This is a genomic window from Rhodanobacter sp. FW101-FHT13A11, from assembly GCF_058790335.1.
Genome location: NZ_JBYTCN010000001.1, coordinates 397,790 through 416,931 on the forward strand (window position 1 = coordinate 397,790; position 19,142 = coordinate 416,931).

General features: G+C 67.7%; 18 protein-coding genes, 1 tRNA gene and 1 other RNA gene. 13 read left to right on the forward strand and 7 right to left on the reverse strand.

From position 1 onward, the window contains the following. The first annotated feature begins 116 nt into the window (after nucleotides 1–116). On the forward strand, nucleotides 117–257 hold the full coding sequence (gene cydX, locus AC3WRN_RS01780; RefSeq protein ID WP_063089446.1) for a cytochrome bd-I oxidase subunit CydX: 141 nt from the start codon (nucleotides 117–119) through the stop codon (nucleotides 255–257). 10 nt (nucleotides 258–267) lie between these two features. Here the strand turns inward: cydX and AC3WRN_RS01785 are convergent, their stop codons facing one another. Together AC3WRN_RS01785 and AC3WRN_RS01790 are read right to left on the reverse strand one after the other, a co-directional pair. Next, nucleotides 268–1,608, reverse strand: coding sequence for an aminopeptidase P N-terminal domain-containing protein (locus AC3WRN_RS01785; RefSeq protein ID WP_068092706.1), 1,341 nt, complete (start codon nucleotides 1,606–1,608; stop codon nucleotides 268–270). Continuing rightward, nucleotides 1,605–2,168, reverse strand: a complete 564-nt coding sequence (locus tag AC3WRN_RS01790) for a UPF0149 family protein (RefSeq protein WP_068092546.1) — start codon at nucleotides 2,166–2,168, stop codon at nucleotides 1,605–1,607. Before AC3WRN_RS01790 ends, AC3WRN_RS01785 begins: the two co-directional genes overlap by 4 nt. Before the next feature lie 98 nt (nucleotides 2,169–2,266). On the opposite strand from AC3WRN_RS01790, the gene AC3WRN_RS01795 reads away from it, so the two are divergent. The 6 genes from AC3WRN_RS01795 to rpiA all read left to right on the forward strand — a co-directional run bounded on the left by AC3WRN_RS01795 (nucleotide 2,267) and on the right by rpiA (nucleotide 4,897). Beyond that, on the forward strand, nucleotides 2,267–2,506 hold the full coding sequence (locus tag AC3WRN_RS01795) for a TIGR02449 family protein (RefSeq protein ID WP_068092543.1): 240 nt from the start codon (nucleotides 2,267–2,269) through the stop codon (nucleotides 2,504–2,506). A gap of 8 nt (nucleotides 2,507–2,514) precedes the next feature. Continuing rightward, a complete protein-coding gene (locus tag AC3WRN_RS01800) occupies nucleotides 2,515–2,823 on the forward strand; it encodes a cell division protein ZapA (RefSeq protein ID WP_068092540.1) in 309 nt (102 codons plus the stop codon). A gap of 74 nt (nucleotides 2,824–2,897) precedes the next feature. After that, nucleotides 2,898–3,084: non-coding RNA, 6S RNA (ssrS, locus tag AC3WRN_RS01805), on the forward strand. Nucleotides 3,085–3,151: 67 nt separating this feature from the next. Beyond that, nucleotides 3,152–3,772, forward strand: coding sequence for a 5-formyltetrahydrofolate cyclo-ligase (locus AC3WRN_RS01810; protein ID WP_492621628.1), 621 nt, complete (start codon nucleotides 3,152–3,154; stop codon nucleotides 3,770–3,772). 11 nt (nucleotides 3,773–3,783) lie between these two features. Next, nucleotides 3,784–4,221 carry an EVE domain-containing protein gene (locus tag AC3WRN_RS01815; RefSeq protein ID WP_492621752.1) on the forward strand — a complete coding sequence of 146 codons (438 nt, stop codon included), beginning with the start codon at nucleotides 3,784–3,786 and terminating at the stop codon, nucleotides 4,219–4,221. 34 nt (nucleotides 4,222–4,255) lie between these two features. After that, complete coding sequence (rpiA, locus tag AC3WRN_RS01820; protein ID WP_492621629.1) at nucleotides 4,256–4,897, forward strand: ribose-5-phosphate isomerase RpiA; 642 nt, start codon at nucleotides 4,256–4,258, stop codon at nucleotides 4,895–4,897. Nucleotides 4,898–4,962: 65 nt separating this feature from the next. Here rpiA and AC3WRN_RS01825 read toward each other — a convergent pair whose 3' ends face one another. The 4 genes from AC3WRN_RS01825 to rplM all read right to left on the reverse strand — a co-directional run bounded on the left by AC3WRN_RS01825 (nucleotide 4,963) and on the right by rplM (nucleotide 7,971). Further along, entirely contained in the window at nucleotides 4,963–6,858 is a 1,896-nt protein-coding gene (locus AC3WRN_RS01825; protein WP_492621630.1) for a chloride channel protein, read from the reverse strand. 195 nt (nucleotides 6,859–7,053) lie between these two features. After that, nucleotides 7,054–7,128: transfer RNA gene (locus AC3WRN_RS01830), tRNA-Gln, on the reverse strand. Between the two features lie 12 nt (nucleotides 7,129–7,140). After that, nucleotides 7,141–7,533 carry a 30S ribosomal protein S9 gene (rpsI, locus tag AC3WRN_RS01835; protein ID WP_068092527.1) on the reverse strand — a complete coding sequence of 131 codons (393 nt, stop codon included), beginning with the start codon at nucleotides 7,531–7,533 and terminating at the stop codon, nucleotides 7,141–7,143. A gap of 9 nt (nucleotides 7,534–7,542) precedes the next feature. Beyond that, nucleotides 7,543–7,971 carry a 50S ribosomal protein L13 gene (gene rplM / locus AC3WRN_RS01840; RefSeq protein WP_068092522.1) on the reverse strand — a complete coding sequence of 143 codons (429 nt, stop codon included), beginning with the start codon at nucleotides 7,969–7,971 and terminating at the stop codon, nucleotides 7,543–7,545. A gap of 666 nt (nucleotides 7,972–8,637) precedes the next feature. Between rplM and coq7 the strand changes: the two genes are divergently transcribed. Next, a complete protein-coding gene (gene coq7, locus AC3WRN_RS01845) occupies nucleotides 8,638–9,279 on the forward strand; it encodes a 2-polyprenyl-3-methyl-6-methoxy-1,4-benzoquinone monooxygenase (RefSeq protein ID WP_492621631.1) in 642 nt (213 codons plus the stop codon). A gap of 208 nt (nucleotides 9,280–9,487) precedes the next feature. Here coq7 and AC3WRN_RS01850 read toward each other — a convergent pair whose 3' ends face one another. Next, nucleotides 9,488–11,986 (reverse strand): S8 family serine peptidase, encoded by a 2,499-nt coding sequence (locus AC3WRN_RS01850; RefSeq protein ID WP_492621632.1) that lies wholly within the window; start codon nucleotides 11,984–11,986, stop codon nucleotides 9,488–9,490. A 429-nt stretch (nucleotides 11,987–12,415) separates the two neighbouring features. Between AC3WRN_RS01850 and AC3WRN_RS01855 the strand changes: the two genes are divergently transcribed. The 5 genes from AC3WRN_RS01855 (at nucleotide 12,416) to AC3WRN_RS01875 (ending at nucleotide 19,006) form a co-directional block, all read left to right on the forward strand. Further along, a complete protein-coding gene (locus AC3WRN_RS01855) occupies nucleotides 12,416–13,258 on the forward strand; it encodes a DUF6689 family protein (protein WP_492621633.1) in 843 nt (280 codons plus the stop codon). Between the two features lie 110 nt (nucleotides 13,259–13,368). Continuing rightward, the gene (locus AC3WRN_RS01860) at nucleotides 13,369–14,280 is read left to right on the forward strand and encodes an FHA domain-containing protein (protein WP_492621634.1); all 912 of its coding nucleotides are present in this window, start codon (nucleotides 13,369–13,371) and stop codon (nucleotides 14,278–14,280) included. Beyond that, a complete protein-coding gene (locus AC3WRN_RS01865; protein ID WP_492621635.1) occupies nucleotides 14,277–17,570 on the forward strand; it encodes a protein kinase domain-containing protein in 3,294 nt (1,097 codons plus the stop codon). Before AC3WRN_RS01860 ends, AC3WRN_RS01865 begins: the two co-directional genes overlap by 4 nt. Beyond that, on the forward strand, nucleotides 17,567–18,298 hold the full coding sequence (locus AC3WRN_RS01870) for a sensor histidine kinase (protein WP_492621636.1): 732 nt from the start codon (nucleotides 17,567–17,569) through the stop codon (nucleotides 18,296–18,298). Before AC3WRN_RS01865 ends, AC3WRN_RS01870 begins: the two co-directional genes overlap by 4 nt. 57 nt (nucleotides 18,299–18,355) lie before the next feature. After that, nucleotides 18,356–19,006: a response regulator gene (locus tag AC3WRN_RS01875; RefSeq protein ID WP_492621637.1), complete on the forward strand. Its 651-nt coding sequence runs from the start codon at nucleotides 18,356–18,358 to the stop codon at nucleotides 19,004–19,006. Nucleotides 19,007–19,142: the final 136 nt, after the last annotated feature.

A 19,142-nucleotide genomic window follows, 5' to 3' on the forward strand; every position in this document is an offset into this window, starting at 1 on the left:
CTGTAGGAGCGCACCCTGTGCGCGATGCTCTTCGCGCAATGAACATCAGGGCATCGCGCACAGGGTGCGCTCCTACGGGACACGCGGCGTTTTACGCGCATACGAGGTAAGCAGACATGTGGTATTTCTCATGGATCCTCGGGCTGGGCCTGGCCTGCGCCTTCGCGATCCTCAATGCGATGTGGTACGAGGTACACGCCGCCGACGAGGCGAACCGACTGCGCGAGGATTCCGAACTGCCGGACGAACTGACCTAGCGCCGCTGACCTAGCGTCCGGCCAGCAACGCCTCGATCGCCTCGGCCTCCTTCGGCACGGCGGCGGTCAGCACCTCGTTGCCGTCGCGGGTCACCGCCACGTCGTCCTCGATGCGGATGCCGATGCCGCGCCAGCGCTCGGCCACCGAGCGGTCGTCCGGCGGCACGTACAGGCCCGGCTCCACCGTCAGCACCATGTCCGGCTCGAGCAGGCGCGATTCGCCGTCGACCCGGTAGTCGCCGACGTCGTGCACGTCCAGCCCCAGCCAGTGGCCGGTCTTGGCCGGGAAATAGCGCTGGTAGCTGCCGTCGGCGATCGCCGCGTCGGCCTTGCCCTTGAGCAGGCCCAGCTCGCACAGGCCTTCGGCCAGCACGCGCACCGCCGCCGTGTGCGCGGCGCCGAACGGCCGCCCCGGCCGCACCTCGTCGATCGCCGCCAGCTGGGCGGCCAGCACCACTTCGTACAACGCGCGCTGCTCGCGGCTGTAGCGGCCGTTGACCGGGAACGTGCGGCTGATGTCGGATGCGTAGCAGTCCAGTTCGGCGCCGGCATCGATCAGCAGCAGCTCGCCGTCGCGCAGCGCCGCGCGGTTGCTCTGGTAATGCATCACGCAAGCGTTCGCGCCGCCGGCGACGATCGGCGGAAACGCCGGCACCGCGCCGCTGCCGCGCACCACCCGCAGCAGCTCGGCCTCCACCTCGTACTCGTGGCGGTCCGGCGTGGCGATCTGCATGGCGGCCAGGTGCGCGTCTGCCGCGATCGCGGCGGAGGCGCGCATCAGCTTCAGCTCGGCGCGCGACTTGTACAGGCGCAGGTCGTGCAGCAGGTGGCCGAGCGCCACGAATTCCTTCGGCACCACGCCGCCGCCGCGCAGCTGGCGCAGGCGGCGCATCCAGCCGAGCAGGCGCGCGTCGAAATCCGGCTCGCGGCCGAAATGGCAGTACACGCGGCCGCGGCCCTCGATCATGCCGGGCAGGATGTCGTCGATATCCTCGATCGGGAACGCATCGTCCATGCCGTAGCCGGCCACCGCCTGCTCGGTGCCGATCGACGGGCCGTGCCAGCGCTCGCGCGCCGGATCATGTTCGCGGCAGAACAGCACCGCCTCGCCATGGCGGCGCCCCGGCAACAGCGCCAGCACCGCGTCGGATTCGGGAAAACCGGCCAGGTAATGGAAGTCCGAATCCTGCCGGTACGGCCATGCCGCGTCGGCGTTGCGCATGCGCTCGGGGGCGGCGGCGACCAGCACCACGGCGTCCTCGCCGGCCATCTGCATCAGCTGGCGGCGGCGCCGCGCGAACTCGTCCGGCCCGATCGCCAGCGCGGCCAGCTTCGAGGCAAGGGGGATCAATGCACGCTGCCGCTGCCGGACGGGTCGGGCGCCGCGCATTCGGTGTACAGCAGCATCGCGGCGACGCGCACGAACTCCTGCACCTCGATCAGCGCATCCTCGTCCTCCGCCTCGTCGCCGAAATCGAACGACGAGCCGGCCACCGTGCCGAGGTCGCGCAGCACTTCCTGCGCCTCGTCCGACAGTTGCGCGTGCGCCGCGGTGCCGGCCAGGCCGAAACCGCCGAGGAAGCCGCGGCACCAGTCGACCATCGCCTCGACGCGTTCGGCCAGCGGACGGTCGTCCTCCGGCAGCAACGGCTCGAAGCCCAGCTCGGGATCGGCCAGCTCGGTTTCGCTCTGCCGCGCCAGCCGGTCCAGCAGGGCCAGGTCGTCCGCGCTGGCGTCGGTCGCCTCGCCGTCGAGCTGCAACGCGGCCAGCACCGTGGTGCCGCGCAGCGAGCCGCCGCCGGCCAGGTAGCCGCACAGCGAGCCGTGCAATTCGCTGGCCGTGGTGCCCAGGCGCAGGCGCCCGGCCAGCGCGTCGATGTCGTCGTGGCCCACCAGCCCCGGTGCCGTCATGGCGTTGCTCCATCAGGAAATGGCCGCCAGTTTAATGCAGCGCCGACCCCGTCACCGACCCGGCTGATTTCCGCTGGCGTCCTGTTATAGTTTTGGACATGAGCACGCCCGAGTCCGTCCAGACCGATCCGGTCCATCAAGAGTTGGCCGCCCTGGCGCAGCAGCTTGACCGGCTGCTCGACACGGTGCGTCGTCTCACCGAGGAAAATCGCAGCCTGCGCCAGAGCCAGGAACAGTTGTCCGGCGAACGCGCCGGCCTGCTGGCACGCAACGAACAGGCACGCAGTCGCGTCGAGGCGATGATCCAGCGGCTCAAATCGCTTGAAAGCAACGGCTGATAGAAACCATGTCCAGCAGTGAACCGGTCGCGCTGCGACTGATCGACCGAGAATTCCTGATCGCCTGCGCGCCGGAAGAGCGCGAGGGGCTGCTCGAGGCCGCCGGCTTCCTCGACCGCAAGATGCGCGAGCTGCGCGCGAACGCGAAGGCGCCGAGTTTCGAGCGGCTGGCGGTGCTCACCGCGATCAGCGTGGCGCACGAATTCCTCAGCCTGCGCAAGCAGCACGACAACCAGGAACGCCGCCTCAGCGACGGCCTCGCCGCGCTGCGAAGCAAACTTGATGCCGCGCTCGACGGCGAGCCGACCCGGCGCTGACCGCTGCGCCCGCATGAACCCGGCCGGCGTCGGCAGTGGCACATTCCGGAACAAGCGCCTAAAATCGTCCACGGCGTTTTCTGCGATGTGCGCCAGCACACTCTTACATTTGCCTTGTTCCTAAATACGGCCCCGGGTCGGCTTCACATCGGCTGTTGTGCATGTCCGCCGCGCGCGGAAAGCCTTGAGGCCATGTAGTCCTCCCACCTGATCCATCGTGGATCAAGGTCGTTCGGTGGGCAGCGGCATCGCGGTTGACGCCACCTCTTCCCGCCGCCCCGTTCGTCACGTGACGAACGGGGCGCACCACGACGGAGCTGCGCGAAACGTGGACGCCCTCGCCCGACGACGCGAGCTTCGCCAGCGCCTGGCCGGTCAACGCCGCGCCCTGCCGCCGACCGAGCGCATCGCCGCCGCCCAGGGCCTGCGCCGCAGCCTCGAGCAGTTGCCCGAGTACCTCACCGACACGCGCGTGGCCGGCTACTGGGCCAGCCACGGCGAGCTGCCGCTGAACCTGGCGATCGCGCCGCTGGCTGGTCGCGGCCAGCAGTTCCTGCTGCCGGTGATCGGCCAGAACAAGCACCTGCGCTTCGCGCCCTGGCAGTCCGGCGACGCGGTGCAGCCGAACCGCTACGGCATCCCCGAGCCGGTCGCGCCGACCGAACTGCTGGAGCCGTTCCAGCTCGACCTGGTATTGGTGCCGCTGCTGGGCTTCGACCGCCGCGGCAACCGTCTCGGCCACGGCGGCGGCTACTACGACCGCAGCTTCGCCTTCCTCAACGAGCAGGTGCGCCCGACCGAACCGCTGCTGGTCGGCATCGGCTACGCGTTCCAGGAATTGCCCGAGGTCGACGAGGAGCACTGGGACGTCCCGCTCGACTTCATCGCCACCGAGCGCGAACTGATCGACTGCCACGCGCCCGCCCCCCATCCGGAGACCGCCGCGTGAACCACTGGCTGATGAAGTCCGAACCGGACGCGTTCTCGATCGACGACCTGAAGCGCAAGAAGCGGGAAGCCTGGGACGGCGTGCGCAACTACCAGGCGCGCAACTTCATGCGCGACGGCATGCGTCCTGGCGACAAGGTGTTCTTCTACCACTCCAACTGCGCCGTGCCCGGCATCGTCGGCATCGCCGAGGTGGCCACGGACGCCTACCCCGATCCCAGCCAGTTCGACCCGAAGAGCAAGTATTTCGACCCGGGCAGCTCGCGCGACAACCCGCGCTGGATGCTGGTCGACGTGAAGTTCGTGAAGAAACTCAAGCGCACGATCAGCCTGGACGAACTGAAGAACGATTCCGCGCTGGCCGAGATGCCGCTGCTGCGCAAGGGCAACCGGCTGTCGGTGATGCCGGTCGACACCGCCCACTGGAAGTACATCCTGGCGCTGGAATGAGCGCCGCCCGACCACCCTCCACCGGAATCCACCGATGAGCAACGCAAACGAGAAGAAGCTGGCTGGCGAAGCCGCGATCCGCTACGTCGAAGACGGTGCCGTCGTCGGCGTCGGCACCGGCTCCACCGTGGCGTTCTTCATCGACGCGCTGGCCGACCTGAAGCATCGCATCCAGGGCGCGGTGTCCAGCTCGGAACAGTCCACGGCGCAGCTGAAGAAGCTGGGCATCCCGGTGCTCGACCTCAACGCCACCGGCCCGTTGACGCTCTACGTCGACGGCGCCGACGAATGCGACCCGTACAAGCGCCTGATCAAGGGCGGCGGCGCCGCGCTGACCCGCGAGAAGATCGTGGCGGCGGCCAGCGAGAAGTTCGTCTGCATCATCGATGCCAGCAAGCGGGTCGAGCTGCTCGGCAAGTTCCCGGTACCGATCGAGGTGATCCCGATGGCGCGTAGCCTGATCGGCCGCGAAGTCGTCAAGCGCGGCGGCCACCCGGTGTGGCGCGACGGCGTGGTCACCGACAACGGCAACTGGATCATCGACGTGCACGGCTGGCAGATCGTCGATCCGGCCGCGCTGGAAAGCGAGCTGAACCAGCTGCCCGGCATCGTCACGGTCGGCCTGTTCGCGCGGCGGCCGGCCGACGTGGTGCTGGTCGGCGACAGGGAGATGTGATCCGCTGCGCCGTCGTCCACGAAAACGGCCCGCACGGGCCGTTTTTTGTTTCGGCGCCGGCCGCCTTATGGCGCCGGCCGCGGCTTCAGCCCGTCGCGAAAACGCAGGTACCGCGCGGAATGGCGCGCCTCGCGCAGGCGCCGTGCGTGCGCCGCGAGGATGTCGCCGCGGGTGATGATGCCGACCAGCTTGTGCGGGTCGTCCTTGCTCACTACCACCAGCCGGCCCACGCTCTCGGCGACCATGTGGTCGGCCGCCTCGCGCAGCGAATGGCTTTCGCTGACCGCGATCGGCGGCCGCGTGACGAGTTCGCTCAAGGTCAGCGTGTAGTGCCACTGCGGATCGAGCAGGCTGCGCCGGGTCAGCACGCCCTGCACGTGGCCGCGCTCGTCCACCACCGGATAACCCTGGTGCTGCGCCTGCGGCAACTCCTCGGCCAGCCAGCGGCGTACCTCGGCCAGCGTCTGGCTGGCCTTGAGGGTCACCACGTTGCGCGAACAGGCCTCGTCCACGCCGACCTGGTCGAGGTAATCGGCCACGTATTCAGACGGCACGCGCACGCCGCGGCGCACGATCTTCTCGGTCATGATGGTGTTGCGCATCATCAGCGCCGAGATCAGGTAGGCCGCGGTGCAGCCGCCCAGCAGCGGCAGCAGGCCGACCGGCTGGCCGGTGGTCTCGAACGCGAACACCACCGCGGTGAGCAGCGCGCGCGAGGCGCCGGCGAAGATCGCCGCCATGCCGACCAGCGCGGCGATGCGCGGATCCATGCCGATCTGCGGCGCCAGCGCGGCGATGCCGATGCCGATCGACGCGCCCAGCGCGCCGCCGATGGTGAACAGCGGCGCCAGCGTGCCGCCGGAGGTGCCGCTGCCCAGCGCGATCGACCAGGACAGGAACTTCATCACGCACAGGAACGCCAGCGCGGCCAGGGTCAGCCGGCCGTTGAGGATGTTCTCGATGTTGGTATAGCCCACGCCCAGCGTCAGCGGCGCGAAGTAGCCCACCACGCCGACCACCACGCCGCCGAGCGCCGGCCACCACATCCAGTGGATCGGCAGCTTCTCGAACCAGTCCTCGATGCCGTACACGAGCCGCGTGGTCCACACGCTGACCACGCCGATCAGTGCGCCGATCAGCACGTACAGGAACAGCGCCATCGCGCCGGGCGCGGCCAGCACCGGCATCTGGAACACCGGGGTGGTGCCCTGCAGCAGGTAACGCATGCCGGTGGCCGCGACGCAGGCCAGCGCCACCGGGATCAGCGAGCGCGGGCGCAGTTCGAACAGCAGCAGTTCCACCGCCAGCACCACCGCCGCGATCGGCGCGGAGAACACCGCCGCCATGCCGGCCGCCGCGCCCGCCGCCAGCAGCACCTTGCGCTCGCTGCCGGTGACCTTGAGCACCTGGCCGATGAACGAGCCCAGCGCGCCGCCGGTGGCGATGATCGGGCCCTCGGCGCCGAACGGGCCGCCGGTGCCGATCGCGATCGCCGAGGAGATCGGCTTCAGGAACGTGATCCGCGGCGGGATCTTCGATTCGTTCAGCAGCACCTGCTCCATCGCCTCGGGAATGCCGTGGCCACGGATCGCGCGCGAGCCCCAGCGCGCCATCACGCCGACGATCAACCCGCCGGCCACCGGCACCAGCACCACCCACCAGCCCAGATGCGGCACCGCGTCGGCGGGCGACGAAAACGCGGTGGACCAGCGGCCGTAGAACGCCAGGTTCGTCACCACGCCGATCAGCGCGGTCAGCAATTTGGCGATCAGCGCCGCCAGCACGCCCAGCACGATCGACACCGCGGTGATCCGCAGGACGCGCCGGTCGACCAGGGTCGATCGGCGCGGCATCTTCGCCGCGTCCAGGCTCATGCCCATCGTCGGCGCAAGCGGCAGGGCGTCGGTGCTGCCTTCGGTTTGCACGGCCGGACGACCCGGCTCGTTTTCGCTTGCAATCATGGATCAGCCCGCGGGGACAAAGCCGCAGATTTTACGCTGCGGCGGCGCAAAACCGAAGGGCGGAAGTCCATGAATTGACTCGCAATTTCATGCGCCATCCGCGACGATGCGCCGACCACGGGCAACGAAAAAGCCCGCCATGAGGCGGGCTTTGGTGCCGAAGCGCCGCAGCTGCGGCGGCATCGGCGTCTGGATTGGCAGCCCCGGATGGATTCGAACCACCGAATGCCTGAGTCAGAGTCAGGTGCCTTACCGCTTGGCGACGGGGCTAGGAAGCTCAGTTTAGCGCTTCGAGAACTGCGTGGCGCGACGTGCCTTGTGCAGACCGACCTTCTTGCGCTCGACCTCGCGGGCGTCGCGGGTCACGAAGCCGGCCTTGCGCAGCGGCGACTTCAGGCTTTCGTCGTACTCGATCAGCGCGCGGGCGATGCCCAGGCGGATCGCGCCGGCCTGGCCGGTGATACCGCCGCCGGCGACCGTCACCTTGATGTCGAACTTGTCGGTGCTCTGGGTCAGTTCGAGCGGCTGGCGCACGATCATGCACGAGGTCTCGCGGCCGAAGAACTGCTCGAGCGACTTGCCGTTGACCACGATTTCGCCCTTGCCCTTGCGCAGGAACACGCGAGCGGCGGAGGTCTTGCGGCGGCCGGTGCCGTAATTCTGCTGGATCGTCATGAGGGTTCCTTAGATTTCCAGCGCCTGCGGCTGCTGTGCGGTATGCGGATGCTCGGCGCCACCATAGACCTTGAGCTTGCGGTACATCTCGCGGCCCAGCGGGTTCTTCGGCAGCATGCCCTTGACGGCGATCTCGATCACGCGCTCCGGGTAGGTCGCCAGCAGGTCCTTCAGGCTGGTGGTCTTCAGGTTGCCCACGTAGCCGGTGAAGCGGTGGTACATCTTGTCGTCCAGCTTGGCGCCGGTGACCGCCACCTTCTGCGCGTTGACCACCACGATATAATCGCCGGTGTCGCAGTGCGGGGTGTATTCCGGCTTGTGCTTGCCGCGCAGGCGACGGGCGATCTCGGTCGACAGGCGACCGAGCGTCTTGTTCGTGGCATCGACCACGAACCAGTCGCGCTTGACGTTGTCGGCATTGGCGCTAAACGTTTTCATTTCAGAATACCTGTCTGCCGCCGTGAGGCGGTACGCATGATTCAGGAAAGCATGCTTCGGTGGAACAAAGGCGCGAGATGATAGCGGAGCCGTCATCCATGGCGCAAGCCCACCGGCCGGCGAGCTGTGAGCTGGCAATGATAGCATGACCGCCAGGCCGCTTGAAAAGCCCCCTGCCCGCGCCCGCGGGACGCATGGCCGAATGGGCCGGCCAATGCGTGCGGTGCGGACCTGCCTGCCGGCATGCCACACCTAATGTGTAATGTGCTGGACCGCAACAAGGCGGAATCGCCGTGCGGACGCATCGCCAGCGCCTCGGAACGCCGGCGTGCGGGCTGGCCGACCCCACCGCCGAGCTGCGCGCGCACCTGGATCACTACTGCCTGGGTTGCCTCAACTGCGAAACGGCGTGCCCGTCCGAAGTGCAATACGGTGAATTGCTGGTGGAAACCCGCTCCCTACCGGGGCCGTCGCCGCAACAGCCGCTTGCCCGGAGTTCCCCGCACGGCTGCGCGACGACACACGGCGGCAAGCCGCCACGCTGGAACCGCAGGCGCTGTTGTCGTCCAATATGGGCTGCCGCCTGCGCCTGGCCGCCGGCCTCGACGCGCAAGGCCGCCTGCCCTGGCCGACCCTGCTGGCCGAACAACTGCAACCGGAAACCCCATGAACGTGCGCACCCTGAGTCCCCTCGACCGCCTGCTCGCCCAGGGCGAACGCGCGCTGGAAGCGATCGCCGGCGTGCCCCCGGCGCATCGCCGCTCGCCCGCCGCCGGCGTCGCCGAAGCGGAGTTCGACGATGCGGAACGGCGCCACGCCGCCGGCCTGATGCGGATCAACCACACCGGCGAGGTCTGCGCGCAGGCGCTCTACTTCGGCCAGGCCGCGCTGGCGCGCGACGCCGACAACCGTCGACACCTGCTGCACGCCGCGACCGAGGAAACCGACCACCTGGCCTGGTGCGCCGAGCGGCTGCGCCAGCTGGACAGCCGGCCCAGCCTGCTCAATCCGCTGTGGTACGCCGGCAGTTACGTGATCGGCGCCGTCGCCGCACTGGCCGGCGACCCAGTCAGCCTGGGCTTCGTAGTCGAGACCGAGCGCCAGGTGGAAGCGCACCTGGCCGAGCACCTGGAAAGGCTGCCCGTGCAGGACGGGCGCTCGCGCGCCGTGCTGGCGCAGATGCAGACCGACGAAATTCGCCACGCCCACGCGGCGCAGGCGCGCGGCGGCCTCGAGCTGCCGTTCCCGCTGCCGCAGCTGATGCAGCTGAGCTCGATGGTGATGAAGACGGTGGCGTACCGCGTGTAGGATTTCGCAGCCATCGCGGCGAAGCGAGCCGCCGAGCAAAGAGCAACCCCGGACGCCACCCGGACCGGGCCGCCAGCCACTCAGGCTCATACCTGACGCAATCGTGGTGGCAGGGCACGACGACCGGCAGCATGGCCACGGTTCGACAAAAATGCGGCCCGGTGACCGGGCCGCACTGCGAAGTGTGGCTCTTGCCTGCTTTTTCTGGTTACTTGCCGCTCTGGTAAAGCGATAGGTAGCGGCCGGCTGCAACGGCATAGGCCGCGCGGGTCACGGCGAGGCCCGGATCGAAGTAGGCATGCAGGGTGGGCTGAAGATCGTACGGCCCCTGGGTCACTGCGAAGCGTGCATTGATGACACCGCGATCCAGCGCAAGCTGCACGTACCCATGCAGACTTGCCGGAATCGTGCCGGCATCATCAAGCGGGATGCGCTTGCCGTCATAGAACGCAGTGAGTGCACCGCTGAACGAGCGCGCCTCATCCTGCAACGCCAGGCTCTGCACCAACGAATAGGCGAGGCCGAGCCGGGTGACGCCGTCATTCGGCCGGAACGCCCCGTTCGACTGAAGTGTCATCACGCCATCCTGGCTCTGGCTGAGATCGCGCAGCGCACCGCCGCGGGCGACAGCCGACTCGGCAAAGGCATATGCACTATCGCCGATGCCAAGGTCGGCAAAGCTCGACCGACCTGAGAAAGGAAGATACTGCCGCACGCTGGTGCCCATCAGCAGATACTGCGCCAACTCGCCGCGCTTGAGCACCTGATCGGGACGGAACTGCCCATTCGCGTAACCATCGACGAGGCGATTGGCAACGGCAAACTGGATGGCCTGCCTGGCTGGGTGACTGCCGATGTCGTTGAGGCCGGTATAACCGCCGCTGTTGAGGAAGCTGACCTCGCCCTTCACGGTGCCGGGTGCCGCATAGCCGTTGGTGACCTTGAGCGGATCGAGGCCGGTACCGGACAACGAGCCGATGCCGCGCACCGTGACCCGCCACACGCCAGGCTTGGCCGGTGCGCCGGTGGTCACCGTACTGCCGAGGACCGGCAGCGCGATCGACGAACCGTAACGCACGCCGTCAGGATCGATCAGCACGAGCGCCAGTGTATTGGCATTTATGGTGGCACGCGCACTGACCCACGATGCCTCCGGCCCGACCACGAAGGTCTGCTCGCCCACCGGTCCGATCGGCGCGAAATCCACCGAGAACCGTACCGGAGGTGCGCCCGCAACGAGCAATTGGCTGCTGTTGAACGTGTTCAACGCATTGACGGTCGCCCCGAAGCCGGTACGCACGCCGGCAGCCTCGGCTACCGCCGTATAGGCATTGATGTGGCCCGCGCCGGCTTCCCACGGCAACCGGCCGGTCATGTTGGTGGCGGTGCGCTTGATGATGTCGCTGACATTCGCCGGGGCCAGGTTGGGATTGGCCTCGAGCATCAGGGCGACGATACCGGCCACATGCGGGGTGGCCATCGAAGTGCCGCTCATCACGGTGTAGAACGGCAGTTCGGCCGGCGTGAGAGTCGCGGCATCCTTCTGCACGGCCAACGCCGGCAGCGTGCCCGTACTGTCGCGAGTGGAGACAATGTCCACGCCGGGCGCGACGATGGTCGGCTGGTTGACGTATGTCCACTGGACGCCATCAGGCATCTTGAAGGTACCGCTCTCGCCGCGCTTGCCACGTGAGGAGAAGCCGGTCAGCACGCCGTTCTTCTCGCCGGCGCCTACCGAGATCACCCACGGCGCCTGTGCGTACGGGTTATGGGTATCCTCGCCCGGGCCGTCGTTGCCGGCGGCGAATACACTCACGATGCCGCGCTTGTACAGCTCGTAACTGGCAATGTTGACCGGATTCAAGGGGTCGAACTTGCCGGAGCTGCCCCAGGAGTTGCTGGTCACCCGGATCGGACTGCGGAAACTGAACTGATTGGTCGCCGCGTAGTCGAGTCCGCCGACCGCGTCCAGGATGAACAATACCGCGCCCGAGCCGTAGCCGACCAAGTCGGCACCAGGCGCCACGCCGCGGTACAGGCCGTTCGAGCGCGCCCCCGTGCCGCCGATGGTGCCGGCGCAATGGGTACCATGGCCCGAACCCCAGTCGGTGTTGACCACCCCCTCGACATAGGTGATCGGCAACATCGAGTCGTATGAAGCGAGGTTGGTCGCGCCTTGGGCGTTCTGCACCAGATGCGGACCGAATTGCAGATCCATGTGGCTGCCATCGACGCCGGAGTCGTTGACCACCACGCTCACGCCCTTGCCGCTGAACGGAATTGCACGGCGGTAGTCAGCCGGGTTCTCGACCGCACGCGCTGCGCCGGAGATTTCGCGTGCCTCGTAGTTGAGGTACTGCAACGGCGAGTTCAAATAGATCGAGACCACGTCATCGCGCTGCGCAAGCGCGCGAATCCCGTTCGGGGTCGCCAGCGCGCCGGCGATCGGCAGCGTGCGCATGGTCACGCCCTTGCTGATGCCGAGCGCCTTGAGAGCGGTCACCTGGTCCGCCGTCACCGGCCCGGACTGCTGGTAACTGATGACGACCTGCAACTGGTCTGTCGCAGCTGCGACGCTCATCTTCGACAGCAGTTGTGGATCGAGGTGGGCATCGGCCAACGCAACGCCGCTGGCAAGCAAGCCGGCGGCCACTGCGCACAGGCGAAAGGTCTTGCGCTTGAGGTTTGAAACGGACAATGACGACATGATATGGGCTCCGAGGAATCGCCCGCCGAGCGGGGGCGCTGACCGAGTATCCCGGCCGACCCCAGATTTCCTCCATCCGGAGTTGCATCCATCCGCGACAGGGGAAACCACCTACATCACGGCTTTTCAGCGTCACGGCGCCCTGCCTGCCCGAGCCGACTTCGGCCCCCGTATGGCGGCGCTCCGGACCACGAAACCGGCAACTGCCCCACGCCCCGTCCGCCCACAGACGCCTGGATTGCACAGGGCCGCACCACATCCATGCTCGGATGCCGTGTACATCCGGCCTACCACACGCATCCGTACTGAGTGAACCCACCTACTGGCACCGTCGGGCGAGATGGGTTAGGTTCAACCGGATCGCAAGAAAAAACTCTTTCTGCTCGCCTGCCGACACGCCGTCACCGGAGTCGCAACCGGGAGTCCGCCATGCTGAAACCCGCTATTGTCGCCAAACTGTTGCTCGCTTCCGCTCTGGGCCTTTGCGCATCGCTGACGTGGGCACAGAGCCTGCCGGTCACCGTGGCGGTCGCCGGCAACGTGGCGACGGTCCGGGTGGACTTGCCCACGCAACAAACGCTCGCCGAAGTGATCCTGACCTTCGACGACAGCCTCGGCCTGAGCGCAAGCAGCCTCGGGGTGAGTGCGAAGCTGGTCGACCCGTCGAATCCGGCACTGCTGTCGCGGCTGCCGGACGGCAGCCTGAATCGGCTCGACCCGTCGTTTCCGCTGATGGTCACGATCGAACCGCCAGCACTCGGCGCACTCAGCTTTCAACGCACGGTGCATGTCGAGGTGCACACACATGCACTGACTTATGCGGCCGGCAGCCAGTTGCGCCTGTTCAAGGCGCCGCTGAATGGCAGTTTCCGCGATATTACCGACGAAATTGCGCCAGGCAGCGTGCGGGCGCGTGGCACTACCGGGGGCTTCTCGCAGTTCCTGGTACTGACCGACCTGCGCCACACCAGCGACGTGGTGACCGACAAGTTCACCCGGCTGCAGTCCCTGATTGCCCAGCTGCCGCTGTCTGAACGTGGACCGCTGCAAATGAGCGCGGATACGGCGCAGAGCGCGCTGAACGAAGGCCGCTACGGCGATGCACTGGCCGCCCTGGATTACCTGCGCGCCCGTGTTGCCGCCCGCGCCGGCACGGCCATACCCTCGCAATGGCGGGCCACCCGCGATGTCGACAACCAGGCCGGCGAACTGCTGGCCGCGACCTCCACGCTCTCATTCAGCATCGGCTACCAGCGCGATTTCGGCCGCTGAAAACCCGTCATCTCGGACCGTGCACGATACGCAGCGTGGCCGTGATGCGTGGTCGTGATGGGCTTGCACGGGTGCCATTGCGCAGATGCGCCGCGAGCTAATATGACCGCATGCAGGCACGGCTGACCGCTTTTGTCCCCGACAACGCCGCCATCACCGGCTCCCTCAGGCCCGGCGAACGGCTGCGGATAGGCCGTGGCGACGACTGCGATCTGCTACTGGCACATGCCTCGATCTCGCGCGCGCATGCCGAACTTGTTGAAAGCGACGGGTGCTGGCGGTTGGCCGACCTGCGCAGCAAGAACGGAAGTTTCGTCGAAGGTGTCCGGATCGCCTCCACCGTACTCGAAACCTCCTGCTGGTTGCGCTTCGGCGATGTCCATTGCGAGTTTTCGCTGCTCGACGGCAGCGCGGCCGAGGCCGAACTCGAACGCTTGAACGAACGTCGCCGCGTGGCCACAGCGCATACCAATCACCTCGATGCCATAGCTCACGCGGGTAATGCCGAGGCCGCACCCGGCCAGTCATTGCTGGAAGCCAGCCTGCGCGCAGTGACCGAGCTGGCAGGCTGCGACCGTGGCTTCCTGCTGGTCAGCACACAAGGCCACCACCGCGTTCGCGCAGCGCTCGCGCTGGACCCGGCGCAAATGACCGGGCGCGAGTTCGCCGGCAGCCTCAGTGCGGTCACCCGGGCCATCGAACAACGCCGTGCCGTCGTATTCAACGACATCGACGCAAACGCCTGGCCCGGCGCGTGCGCCTCGGTGGTCAGGGCCGGACTGCGCACCCTGGTCTGCCTCCCGTTGCTCGACGGTGACCGCGTCCTCGGCGCGATATACGCCGACCGGGTCGAATCGGGACCTCCGCTGACCACACTCGATCTGGAGTTGCTGGAAGCGTTTGCCGACCGCACAGCCCTTTGGCTCAGCGCGCACCACGCGCACAGCGACCTGACCGGACCTGCGCCACCCCATCTCGACTGGAACGGCATTCTCGCCGGAAAGATCTTGCAGACGTCATGAGCCAACCCACCGTCACCGGCATCTATGCGCACATGGATTTCACGCCTGGCGTACTGATTGCGAGGCGTTTTCGCATCGAAGGGTTGGTCGGCGTGGGTGGCATGGGAGTGGTCTACCGGGCCCGGGACACCGCGCTCGACGTGACAGTGGCGCTCAAGTTGCTGCGCCCGGAACTGGCCGCGCGACCGGACTCGTTCGAACGCTTCCGCCAGGAGCTGCTGCTCGCGCGCCAGGTATCGAGCCCGCACGTGGTGCGCATCCACGACCTCGCCGAGCATGATGGTCATTGGCTCATCAGCATGGACTACGTCGACGGAGAAGCGCTGGATCGGCGCATCGACCGTGGCCCGCTGCCGCTTGAGGACGCGCTGCGAATTGCGCGGCAGATTGCACTCGGCCTGCAGGCAGCTCACGCTCGCGATGTGGTGCATCGCGACCTCAAGCCGGCCAATGTGCTGGTCGACCGCGGGGGCGACGCTTACATCAGCGACTTCGGTGTCGCCTGCTCGCTCGCCAGCAGTGGTCTGACCATGGCCGGCCCGGGCGGCGCGATCGGTACGCCCGACTACCTCTCGCCGGAACAGGCTCGCGGCGACTCCGTGGACACGCGCAGCGACCTTTACGCTCTGGGTTTGATCCTGCACGAGATGCTGACCGGCACACCGGCGTTCAAGAGTGCGACCGCGGCCGAGGCGATCGCGCAGCGGCTGGTCCGTCAACCGCCACCGGTCACCCGCGAACGTCCTGACCTGCCAGCCTGGGTGGCGCGACTCACCGAACGGCTGCTCCGCCCACGGCCATCGCACCGTTTGCCGGATGCGGCCGCCGTGATCGAGGCCATCGACCGCCGCTCGATGCCCCGTGACCCGCGTGCGCACTGGCGCGCCTGGACCGCCGCCGCGACCCTGCTGGTAGCGGTCGGCGTCGCCGGTACGTTCTGGTGGATGCCGCGCGACCGGGGTGGCGCCGCCGCGCCGCCGCCACTCCATCGCATACTGCTGCTGCCATTGCGCGGCGCGGGTTTGCCGGCACCTCGCCTGGTCGCGCTGGACGCCTATCTGCGCGCAAGCATCTCGGCCCTGCCCGGTGTCGCCAGCGTCGATCCCGAACGAACCCGCCAAGCGTTGCGCCAACTCGATGCAGCCGGCAGCGCTCCCGACCCGGTGGCGCTCCGCCGCCTCGCCGTCGCCGATCGCACGCTCTCTCCCGATTTGCGCCATCGCGACGGACAATGGTTCGTGCACGCCGAACTGCACGAGGATCACGCCCCGCCGCGAACACTCGACGGACCACTGGCAAGCGATGCAGTCGCGGCCTTTCGCGCGTGGCTGACGCAGCCGGTCCTGGCCGAAGCCATCGGCGCCAATACGCCCACCGCGGGCCTGCGCCTGCCTGCGACAACCGCGACGATCGATGCGTTCGGCACAGCGCTGCAGGCACGCGAGGACGACAAATTCCCCGTTGCGCTGCAAGACCTGCTCGCCATCACCAAGAGCGAACGCGACGACCCGCTGCTGTGGCTGGTCCAGCTCCGGCTGGCACGGGCGATTGGCGAACATGACATTGAACGCGACGCCATCGAAAAGGGGCAACGTGCCGCCAGCACCGCACCGGCGTGGCTGCAACGCGTGTTTGCCGCAGAACACTCGCTGTACGGCGGCGACGTGCCTAGCGCCGTTGCGCAATGGCGCGCGCAAGTCGAGCAGAACCCCGACGACACCCTGGCTGACCTGCAGCTTGCGCGCGCCCAAGGCGCCGGCGGCGACTTCCGCGCAGCCATTGCCAGACTGTCCTTGCTCACGACGCGCGACAGCGACGACCCGCGCGCCTGGTATGAGCTGGGGAAATTCTCGATCCTGCAGGGCGAGGCGAGACGCGCGGTCGACGACTACCTGGTGCGTGCACTGGTCCTGTACAAGCGCAGCCGCAACCTCTACGGCGTGGCCGAAACGGTCAACGCATTCGGCATCGGCTACAGCCGCCTCGGCCAGACCGCCAATGCCGAGGAACAATACCGCAAGGCAGTGGAGCTGCAACGCGAGATCGGCAACCGCCGTGGGGTAGCCACCAGCCTGCGCAACCTCGCCAACGTGCTGAGTCTGCGTGGCGCCTTCGAGGAAGCCGGCAACGAGCTCGCCCGTGCTCGCGTACTGAATGTCGAACTGGACGACCGCGAGGGGCTTGCAGCGGTGGACAACGAGCTTGGTGTACTCGCCGAGGAGCGCGGCGACTATCACGGAGCGCTCGACGCCTATCGCCGCGCCCTGCAAGGCTGGCAGCAAGTCGGCGACGCGCATGGATTGGCCCAGGCCCTCAACGACATCGGCTTTGCCGATTACCAGTTGGGCGAATACGACGACGCACAAAGCTACTGGCAGCGCGCCGCGGAAAGCGAAGCCGGACTCGGCGACACCGGCCGCATCCGTACCCGGCAGAACCTGGGCCTGCTGGCGGCGGCGCGAGGGCGCTGGCGCGAGGCGCTCGAGCTGCAACAGCAAGCACTCGACGAAGCCGAGAAGCTGCAGATGCCCGAGGAAGCCGCCGTGAGCCGGCGCAACCTGGCTGAACTGGCGTTGATTCAGGGAGACGTGGCCGGCTCACTCGTCCAGGCCGACAAGGCCATGGCGCTGTTCCGCCAGCGCAGGGATCAGCGCGGCATCGCCGACGTGCAGCTCTTGCGCGTGCGGGCCCTGCTCGTCGCCGGCGCCCGCGCCAGAGCACGAAGCGAACTCGATCCGCTTGTGGCGGGCGCGGCCAGCGCCTCACTCGAGCAACGCGCCGGTGTCGAGGTTGTCCGCGCGGAACTCGCGCTGCATGCCGGCGAGATGTCCGATGCAAGGGGGGCCCTGGATCGCGCGAGGCCATTGGCCGACGCTTCGGGGGTGCGTACGCTGCAGCTCCGCACAGCGCTGCTACTCGCACGAATCGACCCTCACGCAGGGTCCGGACTGGACGCCGCCACGGCGGCGCTCGGCAACGCCGAATTGCGGCTCGATTGGCTGACCCTGGCGATGCGACGTGCGCTGGCCACTGGCGATGCAGCCAATGCGACCCGCGCCTACCGCGAAGCAACCGGCCTGATGCGCGGCGGAGAGACACTCAACGCGTCGCGCATCCATGCCCTCGGCGCGAGCGCGCTGCGCCAGGTCGGTGACAGTAGCGCGGCGGCGGATGCCGAGCGTGCGGCGGCGGCCGCAACGGCCCGCTTCCGCGCCAGCCTGCCGGCCGATCTGCGAGATTCGGCTCGCCCGCCGATCCAGCGCCTCGAAACGGACGAAATCACGCCATGACACGTGCAGCCTCTTCATCGCAAGCCGAGGCTCAGGCACGCTACCAGCACCTGCTGGACCGACTCGAGGCCAGCGAACGTGAATTTCGCCGTCTGGGCCGTTCAGTGCTGCAGGTGCAGGAAGCCGAACGACGCCGGCTCGCACGCGACCTGCATGACGGCATCGGCCAGAATCTGACCGCGCTCAAGCACCGCCTGGCACAGATCGGCTACGCACTGCCGGCGGAATTTGAGGCATTGCGCGCCAGCCTCGACGACGCGATCGCGTTGTGCGGCGATACGCTGGACGACACCCGTCAGCTGTCCCGCCTGCTGCGTCCACCGATTCTCGACGACCTCGGCCTCGAACCGGCACTGCGCTGGCTGGCGCGCAGTCTCGGCGACGCCGCCGGCATAGCGATCGCGGTGGAAATCGAACCGATGCCCAGCCTCGACGGCGAACTCGAAACACTACTTTTCCGCGTTGCCCAGGAAGCGCTCAACAACGTGGTCAAGCATGCCCGCGCACGCAGTGTGCTGGTGCGCCTGGTCGAACGCACCGGCCGTCTGCAATTGCTGATCGTCGACGACGGTTGCGGCTTCGACCCTAAACTCGTACAGCTCGTCGGCGGCATTGGCCTGGGTGGCATCCGCGAACGCCTGCAGCTCTTCAACGGCCAGCTCGACCTGCGCTCCGCTGCCGGCCAGGGTACCCGCCTGCGCGCATCGGTGCCGCTCGACGGCCGTTGAGTGGCGATAACGGCCCTGCGCTTGACGTGACCGGGGATGGCATGCAGGGTATGTTGCATGCCATCCGCCCCGATCCGCGTTCTGCTCGTCGACGACCACACCTTGGTTCGTGAGAGTCTCGCGGGCATCCTGCAACGCGGCGGTGACATAGAAGTCATAGCGCAGGCTGCCGACGGCGTCGAAGCCGTCGACATGGCCTTGGCCACGCGCCCTGACATCGTCATCACCGACTTGTCGATGCCGCACTTGAACGGCATTGAGGTGATACGCCGCTTGCGTCAGGCGCTGCCGGACACGCGCGTGCTGGTGCTGACCATGCACCAGGAGGACCAATACGTGCTGCAGGCCGTGCGCGTTGGCGCCAGCGGCTATATGGTCAAGGACTGCGCCGCCGCTGAATTGCTCTCGGCGGTACGCAACCTGCACGCCGGGCGGGGGCATTTCAGCCCGCAAGCGGCGCGCGCGCTGGCCGAACAGCTCCAGCACCCCGAGCGATTGCTGGATGACCGCTATGAGCTGCTGACCGCACGCGAACGGGAAGTGTTCCGCCTGATCGCCGAAGGACTGACCACCAAGGAAATCGCCCGCAGGCTGGTGATCAGTGCCAAGACCGCCGAAAACCACCGCGCCCGCGTGCTGGTCAAGATTGCCGTGCGCAACACCGCCGAACTGGTGCGCTACGCCTTGCGCCGCGGATTTCTCGACTAGCTATCCCCGACGCGGCACGCCTGCATGCGCGGTGGCGCAATGCCTTGTTCGGGTCCCATCCACTCCCATGCCATGATGACCGCCTCGCGTCTTCTTCCTCCACGGGCGCAGCACTGTGCCCCAATGGTGCGCCACC

Coding starts and splice junctions, on each gene's coding strand:
- AC3WRN_RS01825 (WP_492621630.1), bottom strand. CDS start 6,858: ATGATTGCAAGCGAAAACGAGCCGGGTCGTCCGGCCGTGCAAACCGAA.
- AC3WRN_RS01865 (WP_492621635.1), top strand. CDS start 14,277: ATGAGCCAACCCACCGTCACCGGCATCTATGCGCACATGGATTTCACG.
- AC3WRN_RS01875 (WP_492621637.1), top strand. CDS start 18,356: ATGCCATCCGCCCCGATCCGCGTTCTGCTCGTCGACGACCACACCTTG.
- AC3WRN_RS01860 (WP_492621634.1), top strand. CDS start 13,369: ATGCAGGCACGGCTGACCGCTTTTGTCCCCGACAACGCCGCCATCACC.
- AC3WRN_RS01855 (WP_492621633.1), top strand. CDS start 12,416: ATGCTGAAACCCGCTATTGTCGCCAAACTGTTGCTCGCTTCCGCTCTG.
- AC3WRN_RS01795 (WP_068092543.1), top strand. CDS start 2,267: ATGAGCACGCCCGAGTCCGTCCAGACCGATCCGGTCCATCAAGAGTTG.
- AC3WRN_RS01790 (WP_068092546.1), bottom strand. CDS start 2,168: ATGACGGCACCGGGGCTGGTGGGCCACGACGACATCGACGCGCTGGCC.
- AC3WRN_RS01800 (WP_068092540.1), top strand. CDS start 2,515: ATGTCCAGCAGTGAACCGGTCGCGCTGCGACTGATCGACCGAGAATTC.
- rpsI (WP_068092527.1), bottom strand. CDS start 7,533: ATGACGATCCAGCAGAATTACGGCACCGGCCGCCGCAAGACCTCCGCC.
- AC3WRN_RS01850 (WP_492621632.1), bottom strand. CDS start 11,986: ATGTCGTCATTGTCCGTTTCAAACCTCAAGCGCAAGACCTTTCGCCTG.
- coq7 (WP_492621631.1), top strand. CDS start 8,638: ATGAACGTGCGCACCCTGAGTCCCCTCGACCGCCTGCTCGCCCAGGGC.
- AC3WRN_RS01870 (WP_492621636.1), top strand. CDS start 17,567: ATGACACGTGCAGCCTCTTCATCGCAAGCCGAGGCTCAGGCACGCTAC.
- cydX (WP_063089446.1), top strand. CDS start 117: ATGTGGTATTTCTCATGGATCCTCGGGCTGGGCCTGGCCTGCGCCTTC.
- AC3WRN_RS01815 (WP_492621752.1), top strand. CDS start 3,784: ATGAAGTCCGAACCGGACGCGTTCTCGATCGACGACCTGAAGCGCAAG.
- rpiA (WP_492621629.1), top strand. CDS start 4,256: ATGAGCAACGCAAACGAGAAGAAGCTGGCTGGCGAAGCCGCGATCCGC.
- rplM (WP_068092522.1), bottom strand. CDS start 7,971: ATGAAAACGTTTAGCGCCAATGCCGACAACGTCAAGCGCGACTGGTTC.